The sequence below is a fragment of the Hymenobacter sp. HD11105 genome, from assembly GCF_054051685.1.
In genome coordinates this window covers 357,219-384,071 of record NZ_JBSWBR010000001.1, presented here as the reverse complement: position 1 = coordinate 384,071, position 26,853 = coordinate 357,219, and the positions used below count along the sequence as shown (strand labels likewise).

Genomic DNA, 26,853 nt, shown 5'->3' with positions numbered 1-26,853 from the left:
AAAAAAGCCCCCTAGAGTATTTCTGGGGGGCTTTTTTGCTGGTGTACACATTCAAATTACGCTTCTGCCAAGCCTCATTTATTGATTACAGTTACTTACTGATAGCCAAAGCGGTAGCGCAAACCAATAAAGCTAAAGCCCCACTGCAGAGGGTCGCCGCTCTGAAATTTGGAGCGTAGGTCTTTGGTAAGTACCCACTCGGTAGTGGCTTGGAGCCGGCGGCGGCGCCCAAACCCGTAGCTCGCTTGTAAACCCGCGGAGGCATGCATGCCAAAGGCGCTGCGCCGAAAGTCATACTCAGTAGTAAGCTCCTCGTTGATAAACTCTTGCTCCTGAAAGCGCACCGACGACCAATGAGGCACTAGTCCACCCACCACGTCGAACTGCCAGCGCTTCAGGAAAGAGCGCGTGAGCGAATAGCGTAGCATAACGGGCAAGGCAAGGTCATTTTTGTTGGTAATACTATCTCTGGAAAGCCCGGGAAAGTCGGTGGCATTACCGCGGAATTCTTCCCGCTGCCGCTGCATGCCTACCTGCACGGCTAGGCGCGGCCACACGTAGTAACCCACATAGGCATAAGGCATCAGTATTTCCTGGCTGTAAGTCCCAACTCCCGCTTTAGGGGGAGGAATTGCCCCCCGGTACGGGTTATCGTCCGAATAGCGCACCCGGTACAGGTAGGCTCCCAGCTGAAATCCCGCATATGCCTTTGGTTGCAGCGCCTCGTCGGTATCAACGGGAATGACTCGGCGTGAATAATTTACCGCCGATTGAGAGCCAATAGCCAAGCCAATGCGAAGGCTGTTGCTAATGGCAAACCTTGGAGCAGGCGTTGACAGATAGCTGCTTACGCCAATGTTTGCGTCGATAAATCCATACCTTCCCAACCGGCGCTGCAACCCGTACACTATCGCGGCGTCTGCGGCTACCCGGCGCTGATTGTTAGTGAGAAAGTAAAACGGTGTATCCCGGGCGGGCCGATTTAAACCGGTACCCGCACCCAACGCCACCGATACGTAGTTGGCCGAGAAGTTCGTAGTGTTCTTCCCCAAGCGTAGGCGCCGCTCAATGTTATAATAGTAGCGACCAGCTACTTGGGTGCGTATTGCCAACCCCCGCACGAGGTCCGCGCCGGGCTCGGCGCGGTAGTGCGTCAGGGCGGGGCTCACCTCAGCCAGTAGCGTCCAAGCAGGACTCTTGAGCCGGCGCTCGTAGGCCAAGTGTATGCCATAGCGGGTGTAGTATTGACGTTGGCCAATCAGGCTGTTGCTCACCGTAAAGTTGTTCAGCCCTAGCTTCCATAAGCTGCGGTCCTCGGCCTGTACTCGCAGCGGGTCAGTCGCAATGGGCGCCGTCAGTTCCTCCTCGCTGTAGCTCAAGCGCGTACTATCAGGAGTAGTTTGGGCCGAAGCCCGGACGCAGGTGATGGCTAGTAGGCCTACCCAAAGCAGGTGCCGATAGCTGCGGAAGGAGTGAAAGCAGAACATAGCGGTAGACGTGTAAGATAAGCTGAGTTAGAATTGGGGAGCCAGGGGTTCCGTTTGCAAAGTCAGAGGAGCATAGGAGGTCGTCACGCGCACAATGCGGCGCGGCGCATCTGTCGATACCGTCAGTGAGCCACGGCTAGAGCTGCCTTTTTTGGCCGATGCGTAGCCGGACGGAACGGTCAGGGCGCCTTGTTGCACGCTTAGTTGGTAGGAGAACAAGTCGGGTTGGGGGGCACTAATCACGACCTCCGTGCGGTCGGCGACTACCGTGAGCTTGTGTAAGGCTGCCGTGGGCTGAACCCGGACGCTGCCGTAGTAATTGCGCACGCTACACTCCCCGCCCAGCCCGACAAGTTGAATAGCCGATTTATTGGCCTCGCACGTGAAGTTGGCTAGCAGGTTGGTAGCCGTCAGGTCGGTGTAGCGAGCGGTGGCCGTAAGATTGCCACGCAGGTTGCGCAGCATAATTTTGCCGAAGCTTTGCTCTAACTCCTGCTGGCCCGTGAGGTCGACCAGCTCTGTTTGGCCATAAGTGTTCACTATCTGAACGGGGTTGCCGGCCGGCATCAGCACGGTGTACTCGGCCCGCAAGTCGCTGCGCACGGCGGGGGCACCCGTTGGCAGGGTAAAAAAATTGACCAGATAAATAGCATTGCCCGTTTGCTGTAGCCGATACCGCGCCACGGGCAAATCCTGCTCGGCTACTCCCTGCTCCGGGTGGCGGGCACTCAGACGTAGTACTACCTGAACGGTGGGCTTATTCCAGCCTTGCACGCGCACAGTAGCTTTTTCGGCCTGAATGGTGACCGTCGTGCCTGGCGGGCAGTCCCAGCTTTGCTCCAGAGTGCGCGTTACGACTTTCACTTTCTGCTGAGCTTGGGCCGTTGGAAGCAGGAGCGCCAACAGCGCAGCCAGCAGCCAACCGCGCAGCCGTATTCGAGGTAAATTGAAGAGAAACATCATGAGATAAGGAGTTGAACCAGCTCGCGCGTGATGGTAGCTTTCATAGTGATGAGCTGGGCTTGTTGGCGCAGCAGCTCCGGCGACTCTCCGAAGCGGCGAGCATCTTGGCGCAGCTGCTTTTCTTCTTCCTCCAGCTCCGTTAGCTGGGTGCGTAAGGATTTGAATTCGCCCGACTGACAAACGGTGGGTAACGACGAGCAGTGAGCATCAATAAATGACCGGCCTTCCTGCTCCAGTGGGTCCGCTGAAACGGCAACGGATGTGGGCATCGGCGTGACTACTTCCTCCTCACTCACAGCCAGCGTCTCACGAACAGCAGAAGCTATTACAGGCTCAACGGTCCGCTGCTGCCACCACACGCCCAACAGAATCAATAGGCTAGCGGCAATAGCCATCACATGGCGGAGCGTACGAGTTGGCCAAAGGGGCCGCACTTTCGTTGATTCTGCTGGCACAAGGGGCACGGCAGCCGGAGCAGCCTCATCAAGGCGAGCGGCAATGGCATCCCACAGAATCTCGTCGGGTTCGTGCGCGGAAAGCGTAGGCACCACGCGGGTAAGCTCTTCATCGGCCGCGAGTTGGGCTTCGATTCGTGACCAGGTAGCTGGGTCGGGCTCGTGCGTTGGTAAGTTGCTGAGGGCCCGTTGGAGGTTAGGACCACCGGCCTCAGGTGTTTCGGGGGTCTGATTCATGTGTAGAGGTACTGTAGTTTGCGTTGGAGCAAGCGCTTGGCGTGGTAGAGTTGCGACTTGCTGGTGCCCTCCGTGATGTCGAGCAATTCGGCTACTTCGCGGTGAGCGTAGCCTTCCACTTCTATCAAGCAGAACACGGCCCGATAGCCCGCAGGCAGTTCACTGATGGCTTTGTCCAGGGCCTCGCCGGTCAAGCTGTCGTGCCAAGCCACTAGGGGCTCGGGGTGGCGGTCCTGGTCGTAGACCTCCATGCGGTGCTCACGCCGCAGGGTGAGTAAGGCCCGCCGCACGACGATGGTTTTAATCCAGGCTCCTAGGGTGGACTGCTGCCGAAAGTCGGACAGATGCTGAAATACTTCCACAAAAGCCTCCTGCAAAGCATCTTGCGCTAGCTCCCGGTTGTGCCCCAGCATGCGCAGTGCCGTGGAGAACATAGCCGTTTTGTAGCGCTGGTACAGCTGATACTGCGCCTGCCGATCCTGGATCAAGCACGCAGTCAGTAAGCGCTGTTCTTCGGGGGGCAAATACAAGGAGATGCAGTGGCTAGGGTGAATTTCAGCTTAAAGTGTACAGCTGAATCCAGAAGGTTGGTCGAGGGGAATAATATTTTTTCCTGCCAAGCCACGGGCCCCATCATCTCTTCCTAATAAGCGAGGGATTTCGGGCGAGAAGGAAGAAGTAACAGGGTCGAAAAAAATTATCTGAGCTCGACCAACCATTCCTGAGGTTGCATCCACTCTAGCATACCAGCCAACAGTTCGGAAGCGGTTTAGAAGCTAAGCCCATTTGCCCGCCCAGCAGCCGCTACCTCCTAAAGTCATCGGTAACGCCATTTCCCGAGAAGCACGCTTACAGCTAGAATCAGAGCTCTGCATTTAGGTCTAACCCTCTTCCACTTTTCCTACTACTCTTATGCTGCCTTTATCCACTCTGCGAATGCTCTCATTCGCCGCCCTTGCCCTACTGGCTACTAGTTGCGACCAGGAAGAAAATGCCCCCCAGCCAATCGAGCCCGTGCGGGTGGTAGCAGCCCCACTCAAAGCGCATACCGTCGCGGTGCGCTACCATCTTGAAGCTTTAGGTGACACTTTACAACTGCCGACTATCTCCCCCAATATCACGGTAGACTACGAACGGGTTGTGCCCCAGGGAACCTCCTCCTACAAGCTCATGGAGGCCAGCGCCCAGCATCATGAGCAGGAGGTAACTTCTGCGCTCAAAGAAGTACAGTTGCCTCCTATTTTCACCTATGCTGAGGTAATCAGACCGAAGATTACGATCACCATTTGGGAGGAGCAGGCCTCACCTGCTGACTCTGGTATAGGGTATCAGGTACTTTGTGAGTTGTTAATTGACGGGAAGCCGGTGGGAACGACCACGTACGCTACTATTGCTGGACAGAATACTCCGCTTTTTGTCACAACTCAATCTGAGGTGTCGCATTAAGTTATGAGCCCTGTGTACCGCACAAAAAGCCCCCCACGCAGTGCATGAGGGGCTTTTTTGTTCAATGGCTAGCTTACTTGAAAACCTACCCGATACCGTTACAGGGCGGTCTTTTCCTCGGCGTACTTGCTCACTTTCAGCTCTTCGGCCAGAAACCTCCCAGTGTAGCCTTTGCCAGCCTTAGCCACTTGCTCCGGCGTGCCTTGGGCCACGATGGTACCGCCCCCGCCGCCGCCTTCTGGGCCAAGGTCGATAACGTGGTCGGCTACTTTAATCAGGTCGAGGTTGTGCTCGATGATGAGAACGGTGTTGCCTTTGTCCACCAACTTTTGCAGCACATCAGACAGGTGGCGGATATCCTCAAAGTGCAGACCAGTGGTAGGCTCGTCGAGGATGTAGAAAGTTTTACCGGTGTCTTTTTTACCAAGCTCCGTAGCCAACTTTACCCGCTGAGCTTCTCCCCCAGAGAGTGTAGTAGCTTGCTGACCCAAGGTTAGGTAGCCTAAACCTACTTCGTTCAGTACCTGAATCTTGCGAATAATCCGGGGTTGGTTTTCAAAATATTCTACCGCTTTTTCCACCGTCATATCGAGTACGTCAGTGATGCTCTTGCCTTTGAAGCGCACTTCTAGCGTCTCGCGGTTGTAACGGCGGCCTTTGCAGGTTTCGCAGGGTACGTGCACGTCGGGCAGGAAATTCATTTCGATGGTGCGCAGGCCGGCCCCCTCGCAGGTTTCGCAGCGCCCGCCCTTCACGTTGAAGGAAAAGCGACCCGGACCGTAGCCCCGAATTTTAGCCTCCGGCAACGAAGCGAACAGGCTCCGAATCTCGGTGAACACACCCGTATAAGTGGCCGGATTCGAGCGCGGCGTGCGCCCAATAGGCGACTGATCTACCTCAATCACTTTGTCAATAAGGTCCAAGCCTTCGATGCCGGCATAAGGCAGCGGGTCTTTCTTAGAGTTGAAGAAGTGTTGATTTAGAATAGGATACAGTGTGTCGTGAATGAGCGAAGACTTGCCCGAGCCCGATACACCCGTTACGGCTACCAGTTTACCGAGTGGAAACTTCACGGTCACGTTCTTGAGGTTGTGACCTGTGGCGCCCTTGAGGGTCAGCACGTTGCCTTCGCCTTTGCGCTTCTTCTTGCGTAGCTCAATGTGTCGCTCGCCGCTCAGGTACTGCGAGGTTAGGCTGCCGGATTTGAAAATTTCAGTAGGCGAGCCTTCGGCCACAATATGCCCCCCATGAATGCCCGCGCCCGGCCCAATGTCCAGCACGTGGTCAGCATTCATGATCATATCCTTGTCATGCTCCACCACAATCACCGAGTTGCCGATGTCGCGCAGGTGCTGCAAGGCTTTGATTAGGCGCTCATTATCCCGCTGGTGCAAGCCAATGCTAGGCTCGTCCATGATATACAGTACACCTACGAGTTGGGTACCAATCTGAGTGGCTAGGCGAATACGCTGCGATTCGCCCCCCGATAAGGTGCGCACCGAGCGGTGCAAGCTCAGGTACTCCAAACCAACCTCGAGCAAGAAACCAATGCGCTTGCGCAACTCTTTAAGCAGTTCCCGCCCAATGACGTTCTGTCGCTCACTCAGGCGCTCTTCCAGTCCTACAAACCACTCGCTAAGCTGGGCAATATCCATCACCGACAGCTCGCCAATATTCTTACCGTCAATCAGAAAGTGCAGCGACTCCTTTTTCAGGCGGTAGCCGCGGCACTCTGGGCACTCGCTGGCTTGGGTGTACTCTTGAATCCAGGCGCGGATGTTCTCCGAGTCGGATTCCATCTGGCGGCGCAGGAAGGGGATAATACCTTCGAATGGCTCCGTGTAGTTGGCCTTTTTGGGGTCCGCGTCTTCGTCCTCAGGCATACCGTAGAGCAGCCGATTTACTAGCTCCTCCGGCAGCTTGTCAATGGGCGTGGAGAGGCTGAACTTCTGCTTTTTGAGGATGAGCTGAAGCTGCTGGAAAATCCAGATGTCGCGATACTCGCCCAGGGGGGCAATTCCGCCGCGGCTAATGCTCAGCTTCTTATCTGGCAATACGCTGTCTTCGGTGATTTCCTGCACTTCGCCCAAGCCGTTGCAGGTAGGGCAGGCGCCGTAGGGCGAGTTAAAGGAGAAGGTGTTGGGCGCCGGATCGTCATAAGCAATGCCTGTGGCGGGGTCCATGAGAAAACGCGAGAAAAACTGCGTTTTCTTGGTGTCGGGGTCCAGCACGAGCATGGTGCCTTTGCCGTGCGTCAGGGCATTTTGCACCGAGCCCGACAACCGAAATCGATCCTCTGTTTTGACCACCAGCCGATCAATGACGATTTCGATGTCGTGGATCTTGTAGCGGTCCACCTGCATCTTGGGCGTCAGGTCGAGCAGTTCCCCATCCACGCGCACTTTGGCAAAGCCCAGCTTGGCAATCTGCTGAAACAGCTCCCGGTAGTGGCCTTTACGGCCTTTTACTACGGGGGCCAGCACTACCAGCTTTTTATCGTTGAAGTGCTTAAGGATGTAGTTGATAATCTGCTCGTCGCTCTGCCGGATCATCTTGGCGCCGGTGGCATAGCTGAACGCCTCCGCCGTGCGGGCGTAGAGCAAGCGCAAAAAGTCGTAAATCTCAGTGATGGTGCCGACTGTCGAGCGCGGGTTGCGGGAAGTCGTCTTCTGCTCGATGCTGATTACCGGCGACAAGCCCTCAATCTTATCCACGTCGGGTCGCTCCAAGCCGCCCATAAACGAGCGGGCATACGCCGAAAACGTCTCCATGTAGCGGCGTTGTCCTTCAGCATAGATCGTGTCAAAAGCGAGCGACGATTTGCCCGAGCCTGAAATGCCGGTGAATACCACCAGCTTGCCCCGGGGAATCTGAACCGAAACGTTTTTCAGGTTGTGCTCCCGCGCTCCGTATACTTCAATGAAAGGTGCCTCTACATCGGCCGCGCGGCCGTTGGTTGCCGCTACTGTGGTAGCAAGCTGGGGGGCAATTTCGGGAGCGACGGGGGTAACGGAAGCAGATGTTTTCTTAGCCATGCAGCGCGAATCGAATAAGTCCGCAAAGGTAGGCAAAACTCCTCCCTTTCGCTATCCAGAATAGCTTATTTGCCAGAGGGTTTAGTAGAATATAACGGGGTTAAGAGGGAACTAAAATTTACCTTTCGGAAACGTCATGCAGAGCAGAGCGAAGCATCTCGCGTGCTGATGCTGGATTACTAATCACAGTAAACACGCGAGATGCTTCGCTCCGCTCTGCATGACCGCCTATTTGGATGCCAACTAGGAAAAAAGCTGCGCTAACAAACGGCTGGGGGGCAAATTCTTACCTTGCTGCCTGATTTTGGCTCGCTCGTTATGGTTTTCAGCAGCACGCTGTTTCTATTCCACTTCTTCCCTGCTTTTCTGCTCTGCTATTACCTGGCCCCGGCCCGGTTCAAGAACCTTGTTGCGCTGACCGCTAGCTTACTGTTTTATGCTTGGGGTGGACTAAATTTCCTGGTGTTATTTCTGGGCTCGGTGGTAATTAACTTCTTTCTCATTCGCCTGATGGATGAGGCCGCAGGTTGGCAGAAACGCATCTATTTGATTTTAAGCATCATTCTCAACGTGGGAATGCTGTTCTATTTCAAGTACACCAACTTCTTTCTCGAAAACTTCGAAGCGGTGCAGATGGCTTGGGGCGGCCCACCGCTCACGTGGGAAAAAGTAGTGCTGCCCATTGGCATCTCTTTTTTCACCTTCGAAAAACTTACCTATTCCATCGATGTGTACCGGGGTGTCAATCGGCCGCTGCGCAGCTTCTGGGACTTCATGCTTTATATCATGCTGTTTCCCAAGATGATTGCTGGGCCTATTGTGCGCTTCCACGAAATTGCCGACCAACTCCAGGACCGTAGCGCCTTCGACACCGTTGATCATAAGCTGGCCGGCTTGTTTCGCTTTGTAGTGGGCCTAGCCAAGAAAGTACTCATTGCAAACACCTTAGGTCTAGAAGCTGACCGCATTTTCGACCTGGACCCAACCGAGTTATCAGCGCCGCTGGCCTGGCTGGGCGCGGTAGCCTACACTTTTCAGATCTACTTCGACTTTTCGGGCTACTCCGATATGGCCATTGGTATCGGCCACATGATTGGGTTTCAGTTTCCTGAGAACTTCAACAATCCGTACACCTCCCGCAGCATCACCGAGTTCTGGCAGCGCTGGCACATCACGCTGGGCCGCTGGATGCGCGACTACCTGTACATCCCGCTGGGGGGCAATCGAGTCAAGCCAACCCGCCTTTACCTCAATCTGTGGGTCGTGTTTTTACTCTCGGGCTTTTGGCACGGTGCAGCCTGGAATTTTATCGTCTGGGGGGCTTTTCATGGCTTCTTTCTGATTGTTGATCGTCTGGGGTGGCTGCGCGTATCTCGGCGGCTAGGCGCGCTGAGCGTGGTGCCTACGTTTGTGGTCGTTGTGGTGGGCTGGGTGCTGTTTCGGGCTGAGAGCCTGGGGGCCGCCATGGCTTATTTGGAGCAAATGATAAGTGGCAGCTGGCAGCAATGGCCCGTTATAAATCGGGAGCTAGGGCTAACCTTAGTACTGGCTACTATTTTTTCCTTTGCCGCTGTGTTTCCTGCCATCGAGCGTTGGCAGATAGGCCTGCTTACCGTGCAGCCCTACAGAGTGCGCCAGGCCGCAGGTCTTGGCTTGCTTACGGGTCTGCTGTTTGTGCTCAGCGTCAGTTACCTCATTGGCAGTACGTTCAATCCGTTCATTTACTTCCGTTTCTAGCCGCGTGCCTACTCCCCGCCCGACCCTGCTGAAACGGCTGGCTCTATTTGGGGCGTTGGCGCTGCTGTTTTTGCCCCCCATCCAAACTCTGCTCAACGTTAAGATCTTCCGAGCGGGTGGCTTGGGCGGCTACGCCGAACTGGCATCCAAGCCGGCGCTTACTTGGCTTAGTCTGCGCGACAACACCTACCAGCCCGCCCTGGAGCGCTACCTAGCCGATCATCTTGGCTTCCGTCACTGGTTTATTCGCCCCCGCAATCAGGTCGCCTACTCCTTATTTGGCGAAGCCAAAGTGCAAAACGTGCTGCTAGGTAAGGACGGAATGCTGTTCGAAGAATCACCTATTCAAGCTTACCTGGGCCAGGATTTTGTGGGCGAAAACGTGGTACAAGCTAACGTTGGCCAGTTGCGGACCCTGCAGGATACGCTGGCCCGGCGCGGCAAGCTGCTGCTCTTTGTTATTGCTCCCAATAAAGCCTCGTTTTTTCCTGAGTACCTGCCCCCCAAGTACCGCAATCAGTGGGTGCGTCCGTCCAACTATGAAGCCTATGCCCGACAGATGCGCGCCAGTGGCGTAAATCTGCTGGATTTCAGCGCCTTATTTCGGCAGTGGAAAGACACGGCCTCCTACCCCCTTTTCACCCGCACCGGTATTCACTGGAGCGGCTACGGCGTCACCCGCGCGGCCGACACGCTTTTTCGCTACATTGAGCAGCGCGGCCGCTTCGACCTCCCCGATTTTCAATCGGCCGGGCTGGAAGTGTCTTCTACGCCGCGCTACACTGATAACGATATTGCCAAAGCGCTGAACCTCGTCTGGACGCCTAATGCCGGGCCGCTGGCTTACCCCAACATTGTTTTCCAAGCTCCCAAGCCTCAGCAGAGCCAGCCCCGCCTGCTGGTAGTCGGCGACAGTTTTGTGTATAGCTTCATTGAGTTTTACCCCTATCTCGATTCCTTATTCTCCCAAGATTCGCATTTCTGGTACTACAATCAGGAAGTAGTGTGGCGTAAGCTGGGGGGCAAAATTCAGGGTGAGCCGCAGGTTGCCCTTCTCGATCGGCGCGCCGAGCTAGCCAAACACGATGTGGTGATGATTTTGTTTACCGAGCACAACTTGGTCCAGTTTGACCAGGGTTTCACCGCAGACGCCCTTCAGGCCCTAAGCACCCCGTAGCGTTTGGCGCCGTTCTTGCCGAGAGTAGGATAATTCCTTCACCCTACATCCTCTCTACATGCCCTCACTACCGAAGTTAATGTTAACTGGTGCATTTGCCTTGCTGCTGCTCGGCGCTGCTGAGCCTGCACAGGCCCAAGTTAATATCAACATCAATCCTCCCTCCTGGGGCCCAGCCGCGCCGGCCGGCACTCAGTACTACTACATTCCCGAAGTGGGTGGCTACTACGACCTGCGCGACAAACATTACGTGGTACAGCGGGAGGGCAAGTGGAAGCGGGTAACGACTGTTTCCAACTATAACCCTAGCAATTTTCACCCGGTAGTCATCAACTATGTGGGTGCTCAGCCCTGGGTCCAGATCCGGGAGCATAAAGTGAAATACCCGAAGGCAGGCCATCCGCACGGAATGCCCCCCGGCCAGGCCAAAAAGATGCGTGCTACCTCGCCGGTTGGCAACGTCATTGTGGTACAGCACCCCAGTGGCGGACACCCTGGCAAAGGCCACGGCGGAGGCAATGGTAAAGGCAAAGGCAAGCACTAAGCCGCTGCCATAGCTCACCGTAAAACGCGTCCTTTGGTCATGACCAAAGGACGCGTTTTACGTTATATAACTTATGAAAGCCTATCAACCTATCAGCTGCTTCTTCTACGACGAGCTAGAGGCCCGCGCCACCACCGGCCAACCCTGCACCCTCACCTACCGCCTCGAACCCGACACGCCGCCCAGCACCTACCACGGCATCATCACCAATCTATTTATTAAGGATAAAGTCGAGTACCTACGCCTACAGGATGGCTTCGAGCTGCGGCTAGACGCGCTAGTAGCCGTGGATGATAAGGAGTTGCGGAATTACTGTTAAGCGTAGATTAGTGCTTTACTACGCTTAGCATTCGGGGTCTTAGCAGCCTTTGCTGAAATGCTCGTTGGAGGCAGCTTAGCTGCTTCCCTCACCTTCTGTTGTTGTTTGACTTCGATTAATTAAATGACTCCCATCTGGTCTTGGTGTGCATTGGTGCTGGTGCTGGGGTTGGGTATGGTTTACAGCGTGCGCACCGGCAAACTGATGCCCCTGGGGGCGGTTACCGGAGGCTTACTGGGGCTGTTGCTATTTCTGGGTGCCGGCTGGACGGGCGTTGCGCTGATGGGGGGCTTTTTCCTGCTGGCGTCGGCTGCCTCTGCTTGGCAACGGGCCTTTAAACAACGCCTGGGCTTAGCTGAAGCTCGGCAGGGGCGCCGCACGGCCTCCCAAGTATTAGCCAACGCGGGCGTGGCAGGCGCCGCGGCTTTAGGCGGTTGGCTCGATCCAGCTCACGCATCCTTTTACCAGCTACTGCTAGCAGGCAGCCTATCCGCTGCCACAGCCGACACGCTCTCCTCAGAGTTGGGCAACGTGTACGGCCGCCGCTTCTATCATATTCTCACCTTCCGGCCCGACACTCGGGGGCGCGATGGTGTAGTGAGCCTAGAGGGCACCTTGTGCGGTCTAGTTGGTAGTGCCGTGGTGGCGGGCATTTACTGCCTGGGCATGAACCAGCTGCGTGATTTTGGCTGGCTGCTGCTGGCGGGCACAGCCGGCAACCTCACCGATTCGGTGCTGGGCGCCACCCTAGAGCGCCGCGGCCGCCTCTCCAACGACGCGGTGAATATGCTGGGCACGTTGGTTGGCGCCGGCGCAGCCGCGCTCTGCTATTGGTGGCGCTGAGTTAGCACTTTACTACTCTGGGGGGCAGATACGCAAAACGGCAGCCCTATCAAGAGCTGCCGTTTCGTTATTGGATAAAAATTTACGCTCTAAAACTCCGCGTTTTTCGGGAAGCGCGGAAAGGGAATCACATCCCGGATATTGGCCATACCCGTCACAAAAAGCACCAGGCGCTCGAAGCCCAGGCCAAAGCCGGCGTGGGGGGCAGTTCCGAACTTGCGCAGCTCCAGATACCACCACAGCTCGTGCTCTTCCACGTGCATTTGCTCCATGCGGGTGCGCAGCTTCTCCAGGCTTTCCTCCCGCTGGGAGCCGCCAATGATTTCGCCGATGCCGGGAAACAGCACATCCATGGCCCGAACGGTGCGGTCGTCGTCGTTGAGCTTCATGTAGAAAGCCTTGATATCCTTAGGGTAATCGGTCAGGATAACGGGCTTTTTGAAGTGCTTTTCTACTAAGTAGCGCTCGTGCTCACTCTGCAAATCGGTGCCCCAATCCACGGGAAACTCAAACTTCTGCTTGGCTCCTTTGAGAATCTCCACCGCCTCGGTGTAGGTAAGGCGCTGGAAGTCGTTATCTACCACAAAGCGAAGGCGTGTGAGCAGTTCTTTGTCGTACTGCTCGTTGAGAAACTGCAAGTCATCGGCGCACTTTTCCAGGGCGTAGCGCACCAGACTTTTGAGAAAGTCCTCGGCCAGGTCCATGTTGTCCTGCAAATCGTTGAAGGCAACCTCGGGCTCAATCATCCAGAATTCGGCCAGGTGGCGGGCCGTGTTGGAGTTTTCGGCCCGGAAAGTAGGCCCAAACGTGTACACCTTACCCAGCGCCATGGCGGCTACTTCGGCCTCCAGCTGACCCGAAACAGTCAGGTTGGTTTGCTTACCGAAGAAGTCTTCTTTATAATCTACGGAGCCGTCGGCGGTGCGGGGCGGGTGCTCGGGGGGCAAAGTTGTTACCCGAAACATCTGACCGGCACCCTCAGCGTCGGAGCCGGTAATGACGGGCGTATGCACATAGTAAAAGCCTTGGTCGTTGAAGTACTGATGCACGGCAAACGCCAGAGCGTGGCGCACGCGCAGCACCGCTCCGAAGGTGTTGGTGCGGGGCCGCAGGTGAGCTATTTCGCGGAGAAACTCCAGCGAATGACCTTTCTTTTGCAGTGGGTATTCTTCAGGATCGGCCGTGCCAAGCACTTCTATATCAATGGCCTGTATTTCTACCGCTTGGCCTTTGCCTTGGGAAGCAACCAATTGGCCGCGCACCGACAGGCAAGCGCCAGTGGCCACGTCTTTCAAGGTTTCCTCCGGAAACTTTTCGGCATCGGCTACTACCTGAATGTTATGGATGGTAGACCCGTCGTTGAGGGCAATAAACTGCACGTATCTGTTGCCACGGCGGGTGCGCACCCAGCCTTTTACTACTACCTCGCGCTCTAGCTCTTGACTTTGGAGCAGCTGCTGTACACTCGACCTTCTGACGGACATCGGACTCTGATTGCTTTAATTTATAATCTGCGGTGGGCAAAGGTAGAAGTTTTCGGTAGCGTAGTACTTTGGGAGGCTATTATATGCCTTTCCAGGGGTCCCAACTTTTTTAGTTTAACTGAAGTAGAGAATACGCTACATTTGAAGTAGTGCCCCCACTTCCCGCCGTCTGGGCTTATTGCGTTTTCTTTGTATGCAACGACTTGATATGAAGCAGCTTCTCTCGCAGAAGCTGTCTCCCCAACAGATCCAATTCATTAAGCTACTGCAGATTCCAACTGCGGAATTAGAGACGCGCATCAAAGAAGAACTGGAACTTAACCCAGCTTTGGAGGAAGGCGACGAAAATGAAGACGAGCAGGAACACGATGATGATTCCGACGACAGCGACGACGATTTTGACGATCCGGATTCTGAATTTGATAACGACGACAATACCCTCGACGAAGATTTTGACGACCGCTCAGAGGAGCAGCCTGAGATAGAGCTGCCCAAAGACGACATCGGTGAATCATCAGACAATCAGGACCTCGACCTGAGCGACTACCTCAACGACGACGAGATTGCGGGCTACAAAATGCAGGGCGACGGCCCCGGCGAGGCCGAGGACGACCGCGAAATGCCCCTGGCCGACACCGGCTCCACGCTGATTGATTCCCTATTTGATCAGCTGGGCTTTGCGGCCCTCAGTGATAAGCAGCTGGCCATTGGTCGTCAGTTGCTCGGCTCTATTGATGGCGACGGTTACATCCGGCGCGACTTGTCGGCTATTGCCAACGACCTGGCTTTTGCCCAAAATATCGAAGCCACCCCGGCCGAGATTGAGTACGTTCTGCACGTTATTCAAGCTTTCGATCCGGCCGGCATCGGGGCTCGCGACTTGCGCGAGTGCCTGCTGCTACAATTGGAGCGCCGCCCGGTAGATGATACCGTGGAAGCTGCCGAACGCATTCTGAGTGAGTGCTACGACGAGTTTACTAAGAAGCACTACCCGCGCATTCAGCAGAAGCTGGATCTGGAAGACGACGAGCTCAAAGATGCTATTGCTCTGATTTTGAAGCTGAATCCTAAGCCGGGCGGCAGCGGCCCCACAGGCCTGGGCAAGGTGCAGTACATCATTCCCGACTTTATTCTCAGCAACGAAAACGGGCAGTTCAACCTCACACTGAACTCGCGCAACGCGCCCGATCTGCGCGTGGCGCCGGCCTACACCGAGATGTTTCAGGCTTATGATAAGGCCTCGAAAAAAGATCGGAAGATGAAGGAGGCCGTTACGTTTGTGAAGCAAAAGCTCGACGCGGCCCGCTGGTTTATTGATGCCATCCGGCAGCGGCAGCAAACCTTGCTGCGCACCATGGATGCTATTGTGCGCTACCAGCGCGAGTTCTTTTTGGAAGGCGACGAAAGCAAGCTACGCCCCATGATTCTGAAGGACATAGCCCAGGAAATCAGCATGGATATATCCACGGTGAGCCGGGTGGCGAATAGCAAGTCGGTGCAAACCGAGTTCGGTATTTACCCGTTGAAGTACTTCTTCTCCGAAGGTATTGCTACCGACTCGGGGGAGGATGCCAGCTCGCGGGAAGTGAAGCACATTCTAAAGGAAATCATTGACGGCGAGAGCAAAGGCAAGCCGCTGTCGGACGATAAGCTGGAGAAAATGCTCAATGCTCGTGGCTATAACATCGCCCGCCGTACGGTGGCCAAGTACCGGGAGCAGCTTAACATTCCGGTAGCCCGGCTTCGCAAGGAACTGTAGGGCGCCGGCGGCTGGGGGCATTTTCACGCGTAAAACCACTCCGCCTATGCGTCAGTGCCTGTTTGCATGTCTGCTTCTATTAGTCACTGCCTGCGACCGGCCAACCGGCCCAGACCTGAGCTCGCCTACGTCGTCTATGCAAGAAAACGGCACGCTGGGGCGTTCAGCTTCGCCGGGTACTTCGGTGGCCTCAGTTGGGCCTCCGGGCGTTCTGGGGGGCATTTATCAGGGACTATTGCCCTGCGCTGACTGTGCGGGCATCGAAACTATACTTTATCTCTACCCGGATAGCACCTACCTGGAGCACCGCACCTACCTCGATCAGCCTAAAGGGGGCAACAACGATCAACTAACCTCCGGGCGGTGGGCGCAGGTATCGGCCAACTTAGTGCGCCTTACCCGCACTACGCAAACCAGTCCCACCGACTACCGTTTGCACGCACGCGGCCTACAGCAACTCGACCTTGACGGGCAGGAAATTACCGGTGATTTGGCGGGCCGCTACCTGTTGGCTCAGGTAGGCAGCTTCTAATGCTTTTGAAATCACAGCTACCGCCGACGTAGCTTAGGGCCCTAATTAGTTTGTTTGATCATTGAATAAGTCGTTGGCATCGGCCCTGTCGGTGGCCTTTCATCCGCTGCTGTTGCCATCCTACCTGTTTTACGTGGTGTGCTACCAGCTGCCGGGTGTGGTACTGTACCCCACGCGGCCCGACCGTTGGGTAGTACTAGCGGTGGTTTTTCTGTTCACCTTTTTGTTGCCCGTGTTGGGCACTGGGGCACTCTACTGGTTTGGCCGCCTTGATTCGTTGCTGCTGCGCGAGCGAGCACAGCGCCCCTTGCCCCTCTTGCTCGCTACCATCAGCTTTGCTGGCGCTAGTTTGCTGCTGCGTCGTACATATTTTGATGCGCTGCTAACTCATATGATGCTGGGTATGACGCTGGCGGTGCTTCTAACACTGCTGATTTCCATGCGCTGGAAAATCAGTGCCCATGGCGTGGGTGTGGGCGGAGCGTTTGGCTTGTTCCTGGTATTGCATCTTCTGGATACGACGGGTTGGCTGGGGCTGTGGTGGTTGCTCGTGGCTACGCTGGTAGCCGGGGCCGTAGTAAGCGCCCGTTTGGCTTTAGATGCCCACACGCCGGCTCAGGCCTGGGCTGGACTGGGGTTAGGAGTTGGTTTGGTACTGGCACTGACTGTGGGGGGCGGATTGTAATATTTCCTTCTCGTGGCTTCCCTTGTGCCCTTGACCGCTACGCTAGCTGGTGTATCTTTACCATCCACCCATCCGTCGTATTTGCCGCGCCATGCCTAGCTCACCTGTTTCAGTCGCCCCCGAATCCGCCGAAGCGTTACTTGTTCAGCTGCACGAAGAACGAACCCGCCGGATGCAGGCCGAACAACAGGTGGCCGCGCTCCGCCTCGAGCTTTCCAGGGCTCAGCTAGCCGCTCAGCAGCAGCAAACCCGGCTTACTGCGTTGGCTCAAAATCTACGGATGGGCATTATGTTGGTCGACCACGAGGGGCGGGTGGTGCTGCTTAATCGGCGTTATTGCGAGCTTTTTGGTTTTTCTGAAGATCCAAAGAGCTTTTATGGCGCCTCAGGGTTGGAAATAGCAGCTCGCAGCAAGCACAACTATGCTGATCCTGCCGCTTACCTAGCCCACGCCATCGAAACCCGGGCCGCGGGCCGCACGCGGCTTAGTGAGGAAGTCTCTCTAGCCGACGGCCGGGTGCTCGAACGCGACTATATCGTGCTCGATGATACTATGGCCGGCCGCTTGGTGTGCTACCGCGATGTGACGGTGCGCTATCGGCGTACGGCACGCGCCAACACCGTTTCGCTGCTGGCGCAGCAAAGCCCCAATCCTATCTTGCGTCTCACGCCCGGTGGTGAGCTGCTCTACGCCAACACAGCCGCATTCCCACTGTCGCAAGCTTACAAGCAAGATGGTCCGAATGAGCTTCGCACCCAGCTAGTGGCCCTGGTAATGATTGCATTGCGCACGGGCACCCACCACCAGCGCGAGATAACGGTAGCTCAGCAGCATTATCTGCTTATTGTGGTGCCCGTACCCGGGGAGCAGTACGCCAGCTTATACCTAACGAACATCACGGCCCGCCGCGATGCCGAGCAGCAGCTTACCCAGCAACGCGAGTTCTACGAAACCATCCTCAACCAATTGCCCGTTGGGGTAGCCGCCCTCGACGCTGATCTGCGGTATCTATTTGTTAACCCAGCCGTAGCTCCCGATCCGGTTACCCGCGCTTGGCTGCTAGGCAAAGACAGTATCGAAGCCTGCCTGTACCGCCAGCGCTCGATGACTATGGTGGAACAGCAAAACGCTTATTTCGCGCAGTCTGTGCGGGAGCGGCAGGAAGTGAGCTGGGAAGAAACAATTGCTGATCCTTCTGGAGTACGCTACATGCTCCGCAGCTTCCGGCCCGTTTTTGCCGCTGATGGCTCCTTGCGCATGATGGTTAGCTCGGGCCTTGACATCACCGCCCGCCACCAGGCGGAAGAGAAGTTAGCTGATCAACAGGAGTTTATCAATCAGATAATGAATACGGTGCCCAATCTTCTTTATGTAAATGATGAAGATGGCAACGTAATGTTTGCTAATAATGCTTTCGAGAACATCATTCAGCGCAGCAACCACCAGCACATAGACCTGGATAGCGAAGCGCCCGAAGCGCCCGAGATGCGGCTGCTTTTCTCGCTCAATAAGCGAGTGTTAGAAAGTCACCGCGAGCAGACAACCGAAATGCCGTTTACCTTGGCAAACGGCGAAGTGCGGCAATACCAAGTAGTAAAACGCCCCCTAGTTCGCCCCGACGGCGCGGTGCAGGTGCTCACCGTAAGCACCGACATCACCGAAATCAGGCGCATTCGCCACCGGCTAGAGCGCAACGCCAAGCAGTACCGCGACCTGATGCAGTACACGCAGGCCCTCATTTGTACCCACGACCTGTCGGGCGTTATCCTCTCCGCCAATCCGGCGCTGGCAACGCTTATGGGCACCTCGTTGAAGAATGTTGTAGGTAGCACACTAGAGCAGGGCATTGTAGCCGAGAAACGAATTGATGTGGCCTCCTACTTAGCGGCCTTCAGTCAGCAACGCGAGGTATCGGGCATTATCAATGTAAAGCCCGTGGGCAGCTCTCACTCACGCTACTTACTGTATCACAACTGCTTAGTGGCAGAAGCGGGCGAGCAGCCCTACGTTATTGCCTATGCTCAGGATATCACCGAACGCATTCTGGCTGAGCACGAGTTGCGGCGGGCCAAGCGGGAGGCCGAAGTAGCCGCGCGGCTTCGGGAGAATTTTCTGGCCAACATGAGCCACGAGATTCGGACGCCGATGAACGGGGTGCTGGGCATGGCTGGCTTGCTGGCCCGCACGAATCTTACGCCGCAGCAGCGCGAGTACCTGGATATCATTCGCAACTCGGGGCAGCACCTAATGGGTGTGCTGAACGACGTGCTTGACGTAGCTAAAATCAGTTCGGGCCACCTGGAGATGGAGCGCACTTGCTTCGACTTATGCCATACTATTCAGACGGCCGCCCAAACCATCGCCTTCCGCGCGGTTGAGAAAGGAATCGACTTCAGAGTGGAGACTCTTCCCCACAACGGACAGCTCGTTCTTAGCGACCCGTACCGGCTCAATCAAGTGCTACTCAACCTACTGAGCAACAGCCTCAAGTTTACGGATCGAGGGAGCATTACGCTAGCCTGCCAAGTGCGTGAGGAGACAGCAACAAACCTAACCGTTAGCTTTCAGGTAATGGATACCGGCCTGGGAGTACCGCCTGAGAAGCAGGAAGCAATATTCGCCAGTTTCTCGCAGGCCTCTGCAGATACCACCCGCCGCTACGGCGGCACGGGCCTGGGTCTGACAATCAGTTGTAGTCTGGTAGAGCAGCTTGGGGGGCATTTATCGATGTGCAGCGTGCCGGGCCAAGGCAGCACGTTTGGGTTTACGCTGTCCTTTGAAAAAGCCCCCCAAGGCAGCACAGCAACGAACCAAACCACTTCTGTCCCCGACCCCGATATGGCCGCGGCTGTTCGGGGCCTGCGGGTATTGCTGGTGGAAGATCATGATGTGAACCGACAGTTGGTCCAGCTCATCCTAGCCAACTATGAGGTAGTAGTAGATGCCGCTGCTGATGGGCCTTCGGCCCTGCAATTGTTCGAGCAGAATAGTTACCACTTGGTTTTGATGGATATTCAGATGCCGGGCATGAGCGGGCTGGAAGTCACAGCCACTATCCGCCAACACTCCGATCTGAGGAAAGCCCGCATTCCAATTATTGCTTTGACGGCTAATGCATTTCAGAATGAAAGCAATAAATACCTGGCCGCTGGCATGGATGACTGCCTGACCAAGCCTTTTGATGAAGCCGAGCTGCTCCGCAAAATGACTGCTCTACTTCAGCTAGGCAATAGCACTCCCCGCTCCCTTTTTGACCTGAGCGAGCTTTACCAGATGGCCTACGGGCAAAAGGGGTTTGTGCGCAGCATTGTCGATTCGTTTTTAGAGCATACCCCACATGTGGTAACGCAGCTCGCCGCTGCTACGGCCGCCGACGATTGGGCGCAGGTTGGCGCGTTGGTGCATAAAATCAAGCCCTCGCTCAAAGTGCTGCACGCCCATGAACTGACCAGCAGTGTTCGGATAATAGAGGATAGAGTAACCCCGCTGGTGGAACGCGCTATGGCAGCCCAGCAACTTGGCCAGCTGCTCCTACGCCTGCTAATAGAGCTTCAGCAGTGGCGACAAACGCAATATTATTGAGCTAAAAACCAGCCGCTCAGCACTTGGCCCAACTTGGACTGAGTGCTGAGCGGCTGGCAGTGCTTAGAGGGGTAAAAAGCCCCCCGCTTGTGTTAAGATTAGCCGACAGACAACGCAGCCGGAGCAACTAGCTCGACGGGAGCGGCGGTTTGCAAACGCGTCATCACGCGCTGCACGGCCTGCTGAAAGCGGTTGTAAGCAAACGGCTTGACCAAGTAGTCAGCCACGCGCAGTTCGTAGGCTTCCATTCCGAAACTCTCGTAGGCAGTGGTGAATATTACTTCTGGTGGCTCGGGCAGCAGCCGCAGCATTTCAATGCCGTTGAGGTCAGGCATTTCCACGTCGAGGAAAAGCACATCGACGCGGCGGCCTAGGCTGAAATAATTTAATCCTTCTATACCTCCGGGTAGCGAGGCCACCAAGTGCAGTGACGTACTCAAGCTAATGCAATGCTCCAGTGTCAGACGGTTGATCTCATCATCGTCGATGATGGCGCAGGTTAGAATACGGGGAGGCGTAGAAGTTTCAACCAACATAACAAAACAAATAGAGCAGATGGAAAAGAGTCTGCCCTAGTGAATGAAGACTACTTTAAAAAACCAGGCCACTAACTCACCAAATTAGCGGCCAGTTTGTTGATTGCAAAGGTCTTTTGAAGCAAATAATACAAATTAATTTGCGCTTAATATAGCAATATAAATATGCGGTGTTGCAATCTGATTTTACAGGAATAGAGACTGCTCGTATTAAGCATAAGAAACCCGCTGTATAGGACAGTTATAACTGCCTATTCTTTATAACAATAGAAAGAAAAGCGTATAAACTTTGGGAGGTAACGCTCGTCCTGCCTTATGCTATTTAAGGGTAGCTAGGGAGCTTTTTCCAGAGCTTAACAGCGCGATGCTAGGCCAAGCTTGATAAAGCGTCGATCTTTTCCATTTCCTGACGCACCATTTCTTGTACAGCGGGCTGATCGTAATCAGCTTCGGTTTGAATGTGGGGCATCAGGCGCTGCATAATACTTTCCTGTCGCTGCCCATTAGCCCAGGCATCGGCGTAAGGCGTGTCCGAAAACGTGACTTGCGCATACAGCGGCAGCCATTGGTCGGGATACTGAGCTGAAATCTTGCTTTCGATCTTCTTCTGTAGCAGAAAGCGCGGGTCGGCTACCTTGTCGCGCATTTCCTCAAAGTTGTAAATGGCCAGGTCGGCCATAGCATCGGCGTTGGGTTTGCGCTGACGCTGAAACTCATTGAATACCATTTGCCAATCATCGCCGTATTGGTCGAGCAAAGCGTTCAGGACACTGCAATCCTCGAAGCCGGCGTTCATTCCCTGCCCGTAGAAGGGCACAATGGCGTGGGAGGCGTCGCCGATAAGGGCAACTTGATCTTTATAAGTCCAGGGAAAACAGCGCACGGTGAGCAGGGAGCCTGTTGGGTTTTGGAAAAAGTCCCCACTCAGGTGGGGCATCAGTGGCACCGCGTCAGGGAACACTTCCTGGAAAAAGGCTTCTACCTGGGGGGCTGTTTGCAGAGCCGCGAACGACTCGGGGCCATCGTAGGGGAAGAAGAGTGTACAGTTGAAGGAGCCATCTAGGTTGGGCAGGGCAATCATCATATACTGGCCCCGCGGCCAGATGTGGAGGGCATTTTTCTCTATCTGCCACTCCCCATTGGGGCCCGCCTCAATAGTTAGCTCTTTGTAGCCATATTCTAGGTAGCTCTGCGAAAACTCGTAGCGGTCGGTTTTCTGCATGGCGCCGCGCACGACTGAGTACGCCCCATCGGCTCCGAACAAGCGGCTGAAAAAAATGGTCTGCTCCTGATCAGTTATAATATTCTGCATTTCCAGACGCCGGGCGCGCAGGTCTACGTGCTGGCAATGCTCATTGAAATGCATGCGAATACGCGGGTCGGCCTCGGTCAGATCCAGCAAAGTACGATTCAGCCCACCCCTAGATACGGAGTAGATGGCTTGGTTGTCGCGGCCATAAGGCTGATGCGTGAGCCGGCCCTGCTGGTCGTGCATCACGCGCCGATACATTGGAATGGCTACCTGCCGCACCTGCTCGATAATGCCCACGCCTTCCAAGGCCCGCCAGCCCCGGTCGGAGAGCGCCAAGTTGATAGACCGCCCTTCGAGCGCCGCGTGTTGGCGCGGGTCAGAGCGGCGCTCGTACACGTCGACGGTGTGGCCACGCTGGGCCAGATACAACGCCAGCAACGACCCAACTAGGCCTGCCCCCATAATAGTGCACGGCGAGGCGTCGGTGGCGGAAGCCTTGGCGGCGGAAGAAGGCGTACCCATAAGCTAAGAGACAAAAGACCGACAAGTAAACAGGCGGGCGGCAAAAGTAGTCTTTTACGGCCTATTTGGCCCGACAGCCGAGTTAAAGTACTCAAACCCACTCACTGATGCCTCTCGCCTAGAAGCAACCATATCATGAGGCCTGAACGATCCGACGAAACGTTAGATTCATACGTGCTTCTACGGGGCGGCTCGTCTTGGGCAGCGCGTGCTGCCAGCGCTGTTGAGTTGGGCCACGCATCAGTAACAGGCTGCCGGGGGGCAAATCTAGCCCGACGGGCGCGTGTGGGAAGGTGCCGACGCCCGGCCGCAGCCGAAACCGGCGGGTAGCGCCCAAGCTTACGGAAGCAATAATTGGCTCTGGGCCCAGTTCCGGCTCATTGTCGGCGTGCCAGCCCATGCTGTCCTGACCCGTACGGTAGAGGTTGAGTAGTACGCTGTTGAACTCGGCGCCGGTGGCGTTGCTCACTTGCTGGCGCAAATGCTGCAAAGCCGGCGTCCAGGGCAGCGGCTCCAGGCTAAGGCCGGAGTAGCGGTAGTGGGCGTTGGGGTCGCCGTGCCAGGCTGTAAGGCGGGGCTGCATCACTTCTTTGCCAAACAGCTTAATGGGCTCCTGCCGCCAGGGAATTGTAGCTAGCAACTCCTTAAAGAGATCTGCCGCCGCGCTGGGGGGCAAAAAGTGCGGATCGAGCAGCACTTCAGCATCGGGCAGCGGCAATAGCGTGAGCGGCATGGTAGCAAAAGGCTAATGGTATAGTGTTACATTACGCCCTGCCTACTGCCCCGGAATAGCCTTCAGCAGCTGCGGTAAAAAGCGTATTGCCCACAGTGACAAGCCAATCTTGATAGCGGCGCAGATAGCGAAAGGCAGTAGCCAGCTCCGGCTTTGATATGGCTTGGCACCCACGTAGCGCGGCCAAAACCAGAAGATATACACAACAATGGCCGGTAGATCGAAGAAAGCGCCAAACCATGGATTCAGGCCGTAACGCTGGACCAGCCACTGCAAAATAAGCCCCCCAACTATTAGGTAAGCAATCACGAACAATACCAGCCGCACGGTAGCGCCGGTTTGCCGGAGTGCTTTAAAATTGAGGGCCATCAGCGCGCCACCAGCTAGCATAGAAAACACGACTGAGAAGAGCGTGACTGTGCTGGGCGAGTACAAAGCCGGACCTAGAGCTTCTGCTTCGGCCGCCTCGGTATTCGTAGTAGCTTCGGTTTCTTGCTGTCGGGCTTTTTCGGCGCGGGCTGTTTGCTGGCGTACTTCTGTTTCCAGCTCGGGGCGCAGGAGCGCTTCCTCCGGATGAGATTGGCCGCGCCGGGTTAGTTCGTCGAGGGCGGCCAACACCGCGTCTTCGCGGTATTGGGCCCGACCGCTCACGTATTGGTGCAGTTCAGCGAGGGTTTTGCGGGCCATTTTGGCCGCGTAATCTTCAGTCATTGCAGTAGCAAAGGATGGTGGGGTTGGAAAGAAAAAACAACCGCAAGTCCTTTTACGCTAGTTTACCCCAAAACGAACAGCTACTTCTGCAACTGATTAGCCCATTCGGCCATGATTTCACCTACGCGCTGCACTTCCCCAAATGTATTGTAGAGTGGCACTGGCGCCAGCCGAATCACGTTAGGCTCGCGCCAGTCGGCCACCACACCGGCCGCCGACAGGTGGTCGAACAGGCCGCGGCCATCTTGGTGCACAAGCAAGGAAAGTTGACAACCGCGGGCCTGGGGCTCCGACGGTGTAATGATTTCGAGGATGCTGGGGGGCAAATTCAGCGACTTCAGTACAAACTCCAGATAAGCCGTGAGTTGCTCACTTTTTTGGCGTAGCTCGGTTATGCCGCCCGCTTCTTCTACCAGCGCCAGGGCCGCCCGGTGCATAGCCAGCGCGATAATCTGGCCGTTGGCTAATTGCCAGCCCGCCGCGCCGTGCATAGGCTTGAAGCCTTTTTTCATTTGAAAACGCTCGGAGGCATCGTGGCCCCACCAGCCCGCTAGGCGCGGCAGATCGGGCCGGTCGGCAAAGCGCTCGTGCACGAAAGCGCCGCTTACCCCACCGGGGCCCGAGTTAAGGTATTTGTAGGAGCACCAGCAGGCAAAGTCCACGTCCCAGTCGTGCAGGTGCATCACCAAGTTGCCAGCGGCGTGGGCCAAATCGAAGCCGACTGTGGCACCTACGGCGTGGCCGGCTTTGGTAATGGCTTCCATATCGAAAGCCTGCCCAGTGTAGTAATTAATGCCCCCCAGAAGCACCAAGGCCAACTCATCGCCTATTTCTTGAATCTTGGCCTCAATATCTTCGGTGCGCAAAGTGCGCTCACCATCCCGCGGAACCAGCTCCACAATAGCATCATCGGGGGCGTAGCCGTGCAGCTTCACCTGTGACTCTACCGCGTACTGATCTGAAGGGAATGCCCCGCCTTCCATCAGCACCTTGTAGCGAGATGCCGTAGGACGATAAAAAGAAATAAGCAGCAGGTGCAGGTTGGTGGTTAGGTTGTTCATCACAATGACCTCCACTGGCTTAGCTCCTACCAGGCGTGCCGTGGCGTCGGCCAGAGTTTCGTGGTAAGGCATCCAGGGCGATGAGCCATTGAAGTGACCTTCTACAGCCTGTCGCTCCCACGATTCCAGCTCCTGCTCGATGGCTGCGCGCACCGTACGCGGCTGCAAACCCAACGAATTACCGCAGAAGTAGATACTATCACCACCATGCGGGGCGGGCGGAATATGAAACTGCTCGCGGAAGCGACGTAGCGGATCCTGGGCGTCGAGGGTGGCGGCGAACTCGGGGGTGGTTTGGAAAGTGGTCATCATCAGCAAAGATAGCCACAATGGGTTTGCTGACCCAACCCGCAAGTAGCCTTAGGTAGTGACCGGCGCGGGCTTTTCCATCACTGTGCCGCAGCTCTTACACGTGCGCAAGTCATCTGATTGCCAGAAGCGGTTCATGATGGGGGGCAATTGTTGCACGATGTCCGTTATTTCGGCGTACTCCTCATGCAGCTTGGTACCGCAGTTTTCGCAAAACCACAGGAAGCCATCTAGCTCGCCAGCCGTGCGGTAGCGCTCCAGCACCAAGCCTACTGAGCCCGCTGGCCGCCGTGGGGAGTGGGGCACGCCTCCCGGCAGCAAAAACATCTCGCCTGCTCGGACTGGAATATCCACTGGCTTGCCGTCTTCAATTACCTTAAGCACAATGTCGCCTTCGATTTGCAAAAAAAGCTCCTCGCCTTCATCGTAGTGATAGTCTTTGCGGGCATTGGGGCCGCCCACTACCATCACAATAAAGTCTTTATTATCAGTGAATACCTGCTGGTTGCCGACGGGCGGCTTCAGCAAATGGCGGTGCTCATCAATCCACTGTTGAAAATTAAAGGGGCGGGCAAGGGGCATAGCGTTTTGCGACTTAAAAAGAACAAACGAATGTGAGAAGAGGCCGGCCGGTTGTACGCAAATAACTCGGCAGCCGCCGCTCGCCTTTTATTTTTCGTCTTTCGCGGCCAGTTGGCCATTACGCCGCACTTTCTCCGCTGGGTAAGCCATAAAGTAATAGTTGAGCGACTTCTCGAACTGCTCCACAAACTCGGCGGCAGTAAAGCCTGGCTCGCCGGCCAGCCACCGCGCCATGGTTGAGACCTGTAAGCCGCCTTGCTCCGCGAGCAGCTCATACACCTGTTCGGGCCGGGTGCCGTAGCAGTCGGAGGCGCCTAGGCCGTGCTCAAAAATGATGACGGGGCGGCCCTGCCGGATGGTTTGCACGGCTCCTTGCAGTACTTCCAACTCAGCGCCTTCCACGTCAATCTTTATCAGGTCGATGCGCGTGCCGGGGGGCAAAATCTGGTCGAGCGGCTTTGTCTGGACGGTAATTAGTGTGTCTACTTCATCGGCCTTATCGTACTTGCGCTTCACAAAGCCGCTGTATGCCGGATTGGTAAGCACATAGTTGAAGGAGGTTTCGCCCGTCGCATTACTCAAGCCCAGCTGGTAGAATTGGCAATTAGAGTAAGCCGCAAAATGCGTGGTCAGCCGCTCGTATAAGTCAGGAATGGGCTCAAAGCCATAATGCTGGCCCTGGGGGGCATATTTGAGCATCAGCTCCAGCACTTCGCCTTTGTGGCAGCCTACGTCCACGCAATTGGCTTTCGGGTGGCACACGGCCCGTAGCACCCGCTCCGTGTCGCGGTCGTATTGCTGATTCTTAGTGAAGGCAATAGGTAAGCTTTTCAATATTTTTTTGGCAAGCTCCTTCATACA

23 protein-coding genes are annotated in these 26,853 nt (G+C 55.8%); 10 read left to right on the top strand and 13 right to left on the bottom strand.

The window, feature by feature from the left end; genetic code table 11:
- Positions 1–95: 95 nt before the first annotated feature.
- From ACW9KT_RS01750 to ACW9KT_RS01735, 4 genes are read right to left on the bottom strand one after another with little or no spacing between them, the layout of a single operon-like run.
- Positions 96–1,487: a hypothetical protein gene (locus tag ACW9KT_RS01750; protein WP_457077658.1), complete on the bottom strand. Its 1,392-nt coding sequence runs from the start codon at positions 1,485–1,487 to the stop codon at positions 96–98.
- A gap of 27 nt (positions 1,488–1,514) precedes the next feature.
- On the bottom strand, positions 1,515–2,450 hold the full coding sequence (locus ACW9KT_RS01745) for a hypothetical protein (RefSeq protein ID WP_457077657.1): 936 nt from the start codon (positions 2,448–2,450) through the stop codon (positions 1,515–1,517).
- On the bottom strand, positions 2,447–3,142 hold the full coding sequence (locus ACW9KT_RS01740; protein WP_457077655.1) for a hypothetical protein: 696 nt from the start codon (positions 3,140–3,142) through the stop codon (positions 2,447–2,449). The genes ACW9KT_RS01745 and ACW9KT_RS01740 overlap by 4 nt, the downstream gene beginning before the upstream one ends.
- Complete coding sequence (locus tag ACW9KT_RS01735) at positions 3,139–3,666, bottom strand: RNA polymerase sigma factor (protein WP_457077654.1); 528 nt, start codon at positions 3,664–3,666, stop codon at positions 3,139–3,141. Before ACW9KT_RS01735 ends, ACW9KT_RS01740 begins: the two co-directional genes overlap by 4 nt.
- A gap of 388 nt (positions 3,667–4,054) precedes the next feature.
- On the opposite strand from ACW9KT_RS01735, the gene ACW9KT_RS01730 reads away from it, so the two are divergent.
- Positions 4,055–4,588, top strand: a complete 534-nt coding sequence (locus ACW9KT_RS01730) for a hypothetical protein (protein WP_457077652.1) — start codon at positions 4,055–4,057, stop codon at positions 4,586–4,588.
- 98 nt (positions 4,589–4,686) lie between these two features.
- Here the strand turns inward: ACW9KT_RS01730 and uvrA are convergent, their stop codons facing one another.
- Complete coding sequence (gene uvrA / locus ACW9KT_RS01725) at positions 4,687–7,623, bottom strand: excinuclease ABC subunit UvrA (protein WP_457077650.1); 2,937 nt, start codon at positions 7,621–7,623, stop codon at positions 4,687–4,689.
- A gap of 318 nt (positions 7,624–7,941) precedes the next feature.
- Here uvrA and ACW9KT_RS01720 point away from each other — a divergent pair, with 318 nt between their 5' ends.
- From ACW9KT_RS01720 to ACW9KT_RS01700, 5 genes are all read left to right on the top strand, one after another.
- Positions 7,942–9,360, top strand: a complete 1,419-nt coding sequence (locus ACW9KT_RS01720; protein ID WP_457077649.1) for an MBOAT family O-acyltransferase — start codon at positions 7,942–7,944, stop codon at positions 9,358–9,360.
- Between the two features lie 4 nt (positions 9,361–9,364).
- A complete protein-coding gene (locus ACW9KT_RS01715) occupies positions 9,365–10,537 on the top strand; it encodes an alginate O-acetyltransferase AlgX-related protein (RefSeq protein ID WP_457077648.1) in 1,173 nt (390 codons plus the stop codon).
- A gap of 58 nt (positions 10,538–10,595) precedes the next feature.
- A complete protein-coding gene (locus ACW9KT_RS01710; protein ID WP_457077647.1) occupies positions 10,596–11,081 on the top strand; it encodes a hypothetical protein in 486 nt (161 codons plus the stop codon).
- A gap of 73 nt (positions 11,082–11,154) precedes the next feature.
- Positions 11,155–11,400: a hypothetical protein gene (locus ACW9KT_RS01705; RefSeq protein WP_457077646.1), complete on the top strand. Its 246-nt coding sequence runs from the start codon at positions 11,155–11,157 to the stop codon at positions 11,398–11,400.
- A 123-nt stretch (positions 11,401–11,523) separates the two neighbouring features.
- Positions 11,524–12,243 carry a DUF92 domain-containing protein gene (locus ACW9KT_RS01700; protein WP_457077644.1) on the top strand — a complete coding sequence of 240 codons (720 nt, stop codon included), beginning with the start codon at positions 11,524–11,526 and terminating at the stop codon, positions 12,241–12,243.
- A gap of 89 nt (positions 12,244–12,332) precedes the next feature.
- On the opposite strand, the gene asnS is transcribed toward ACW9KT_RS01700, so the two are convergent.
- Positions 12,333–13,727, bottom strand: coding sequence for an asparagine--tRNA ligase (gene asnS, locus ACW9KT_RS01695; protein ID WP_457077643.1), 1,395 nt, complete (start codon positions 13,725–13,727; stop codon positions 12,333–12,335).
- Positions 13,728–13,920: 193 nt separating this feature from the next.
- Here asnS and rpoN point away from each other — a divergent pair, with 193 nt between their 5' ends.
- From rpoN to ACW9KT_RS01675, 4 genes are all read left to right on the top strand, one after another.
- On the top strand, positions 13,921–15,486 hold the full coding sequence (gene rpoN / locus ACW9KT_RS01690; RefSeq protein ID WP_457077641.1) for an RNA polymerase factor sigma-54: 1,566 nt from the start codon (positions 13,921–13,923) through the stop codon (positions 15,484–15,486).
- A 46-nt stretch (positions 15,487–15,532) separates the two neighbouring features.
- Positions 15,533–16,018 carry a copper resistance protein NlpE gene (locus tag ACW9KT_RS01685; protein ID WP_457077640.1) on the top strand — a complete coding sequence of 162 codons (486 nt, stop codon included), beginning with the start codon at positions 15,533–15,535 and terminating at the stop codon, positions 16,016–16,018.
- Between the two features lie 61 nt (positions 16,019–16,079).
- Positions 16,080–16,703 carry a hypothetical protein gene (locus ACW9KT_RS01680; RefSeq protein ID WP_457077639.1) on the top strand — a complete coding sequence of 208 codons (624 nt, stop codon included), beginning with the start codon at positions 16,080–16,082 and terminating at the stop codon, positions 16,701–16,703.
- A gap of 91 nt (positions 16,704–16,794) precedes the next feature.
- Complete coding sequence (locus tag ACW9KT_RS01675; RefSeq protein ID WP_457077637.1) at positions 16,795–20,286, top strand: PAS domain S-box protein; 3,492 nt, start codon at positions 16,795–16,797, stop codon at positions 20,284–20,286.
- 98 nt (positions 20,287–20,384) lie between these two features.
- Here ACW9KT_RS01675 and ACW9KT_RS01670 read toward each other — a convergent pair whose 3' ends face one another.
- From ACW9KT_RS01670 to ACW9KT_RS01640, 7 genes are all read right to left on the bottom strand, one after another.
- The gene (locus tag ACW9KT_RS01670) at positions 20,385–20,822 is read right to left on the bottom strand and encodes a LytR/AlgR family response regulator transcription factor (protein WP_457077636.1); all 438 of its coding nucleotides are present in this window, start codon (positions 20,820–20,822) and stop codon (positions 20,385–20,387) included.
- Between the two features lie 367 nt (positions 20,823–21,189).
- Positions 21,190–22,596 carry an FAD-dependent oxidoreductase gene (locus tag ACW9KT_RS01665; protein WP_457077635.1) on the bottom strand — a complete coding sequence of 469 codons (1,407 nt, stop codon included), beginning with the start codon at positions 22,594–22,596 and terminating at the stop codon, positions 21,190–21,192.
- Between the two features lie 133 nt (positions 22,597–22,729).
- Positions 22,730–23,329, bottom strand: a complete 600-nt coding sequence (locus ACW9KT_RS01660; RefSeq protein ID WP_457077634.1) for an alpha-ketoglutarate-dependent dioxygenase AlkB family protein — start codon at positions 23,327–23,329, stop codon at positions 22,730–22,732.
- 42 nt (positions 23,330–23,371) lie between these two features.
- Positions 23,372–24,040, bottom strand: a complete 669-nt coding sequence (locus ACW9KT_RS01655; protein ID WP_457077633.1) for a hypothetical protein — start codon at positions 24,038–24,040, stop codon at positions 23,372–23,374.
- 80 nt (positions 24,041–24,120) lie between these two features.
- A complete protein-coding gene (kynU, locus tag ACW9KT_RS01650) occupies positions 24,121–25,413 on the bottom strand; it encodes a kynureninase (RefSeq protein WP_457077631.1) in 1,293 nt (430 codons plus the stop codon).
- A gap of 48 nt (positions 25,414–25,461) precedes the next feature.
- Positions 25,462–25,992 carry a 3-hydroxyanthranilate 3,4-dioxygenase gene (locus tag ACW9KT_RS01645; protein WP_457077630.1) on the bottom strand — a complete coding sequence of 177 codons (531 nt, stop codon included), beginning with the start codon at positions 25,990–25,992 and terminating at the stop codon, positions 25,462–25,464.
- An 87-nt stretch (positions 25,993–26,079) separates the two neighbouring features.
- Positions 26,080–26,850: an FkbM family methyltransferase gene (locus ACW9KT_RS01640; protein ID WP_457077629.1), complete on the bottom strand. Its 771-nt coding sequence runs from the start codon at positions 26,848–26,850 to the stop codon at positions 26,080–26,082.
- Positions 26,851–26,853: the final 3 nt, after the last annotated feature.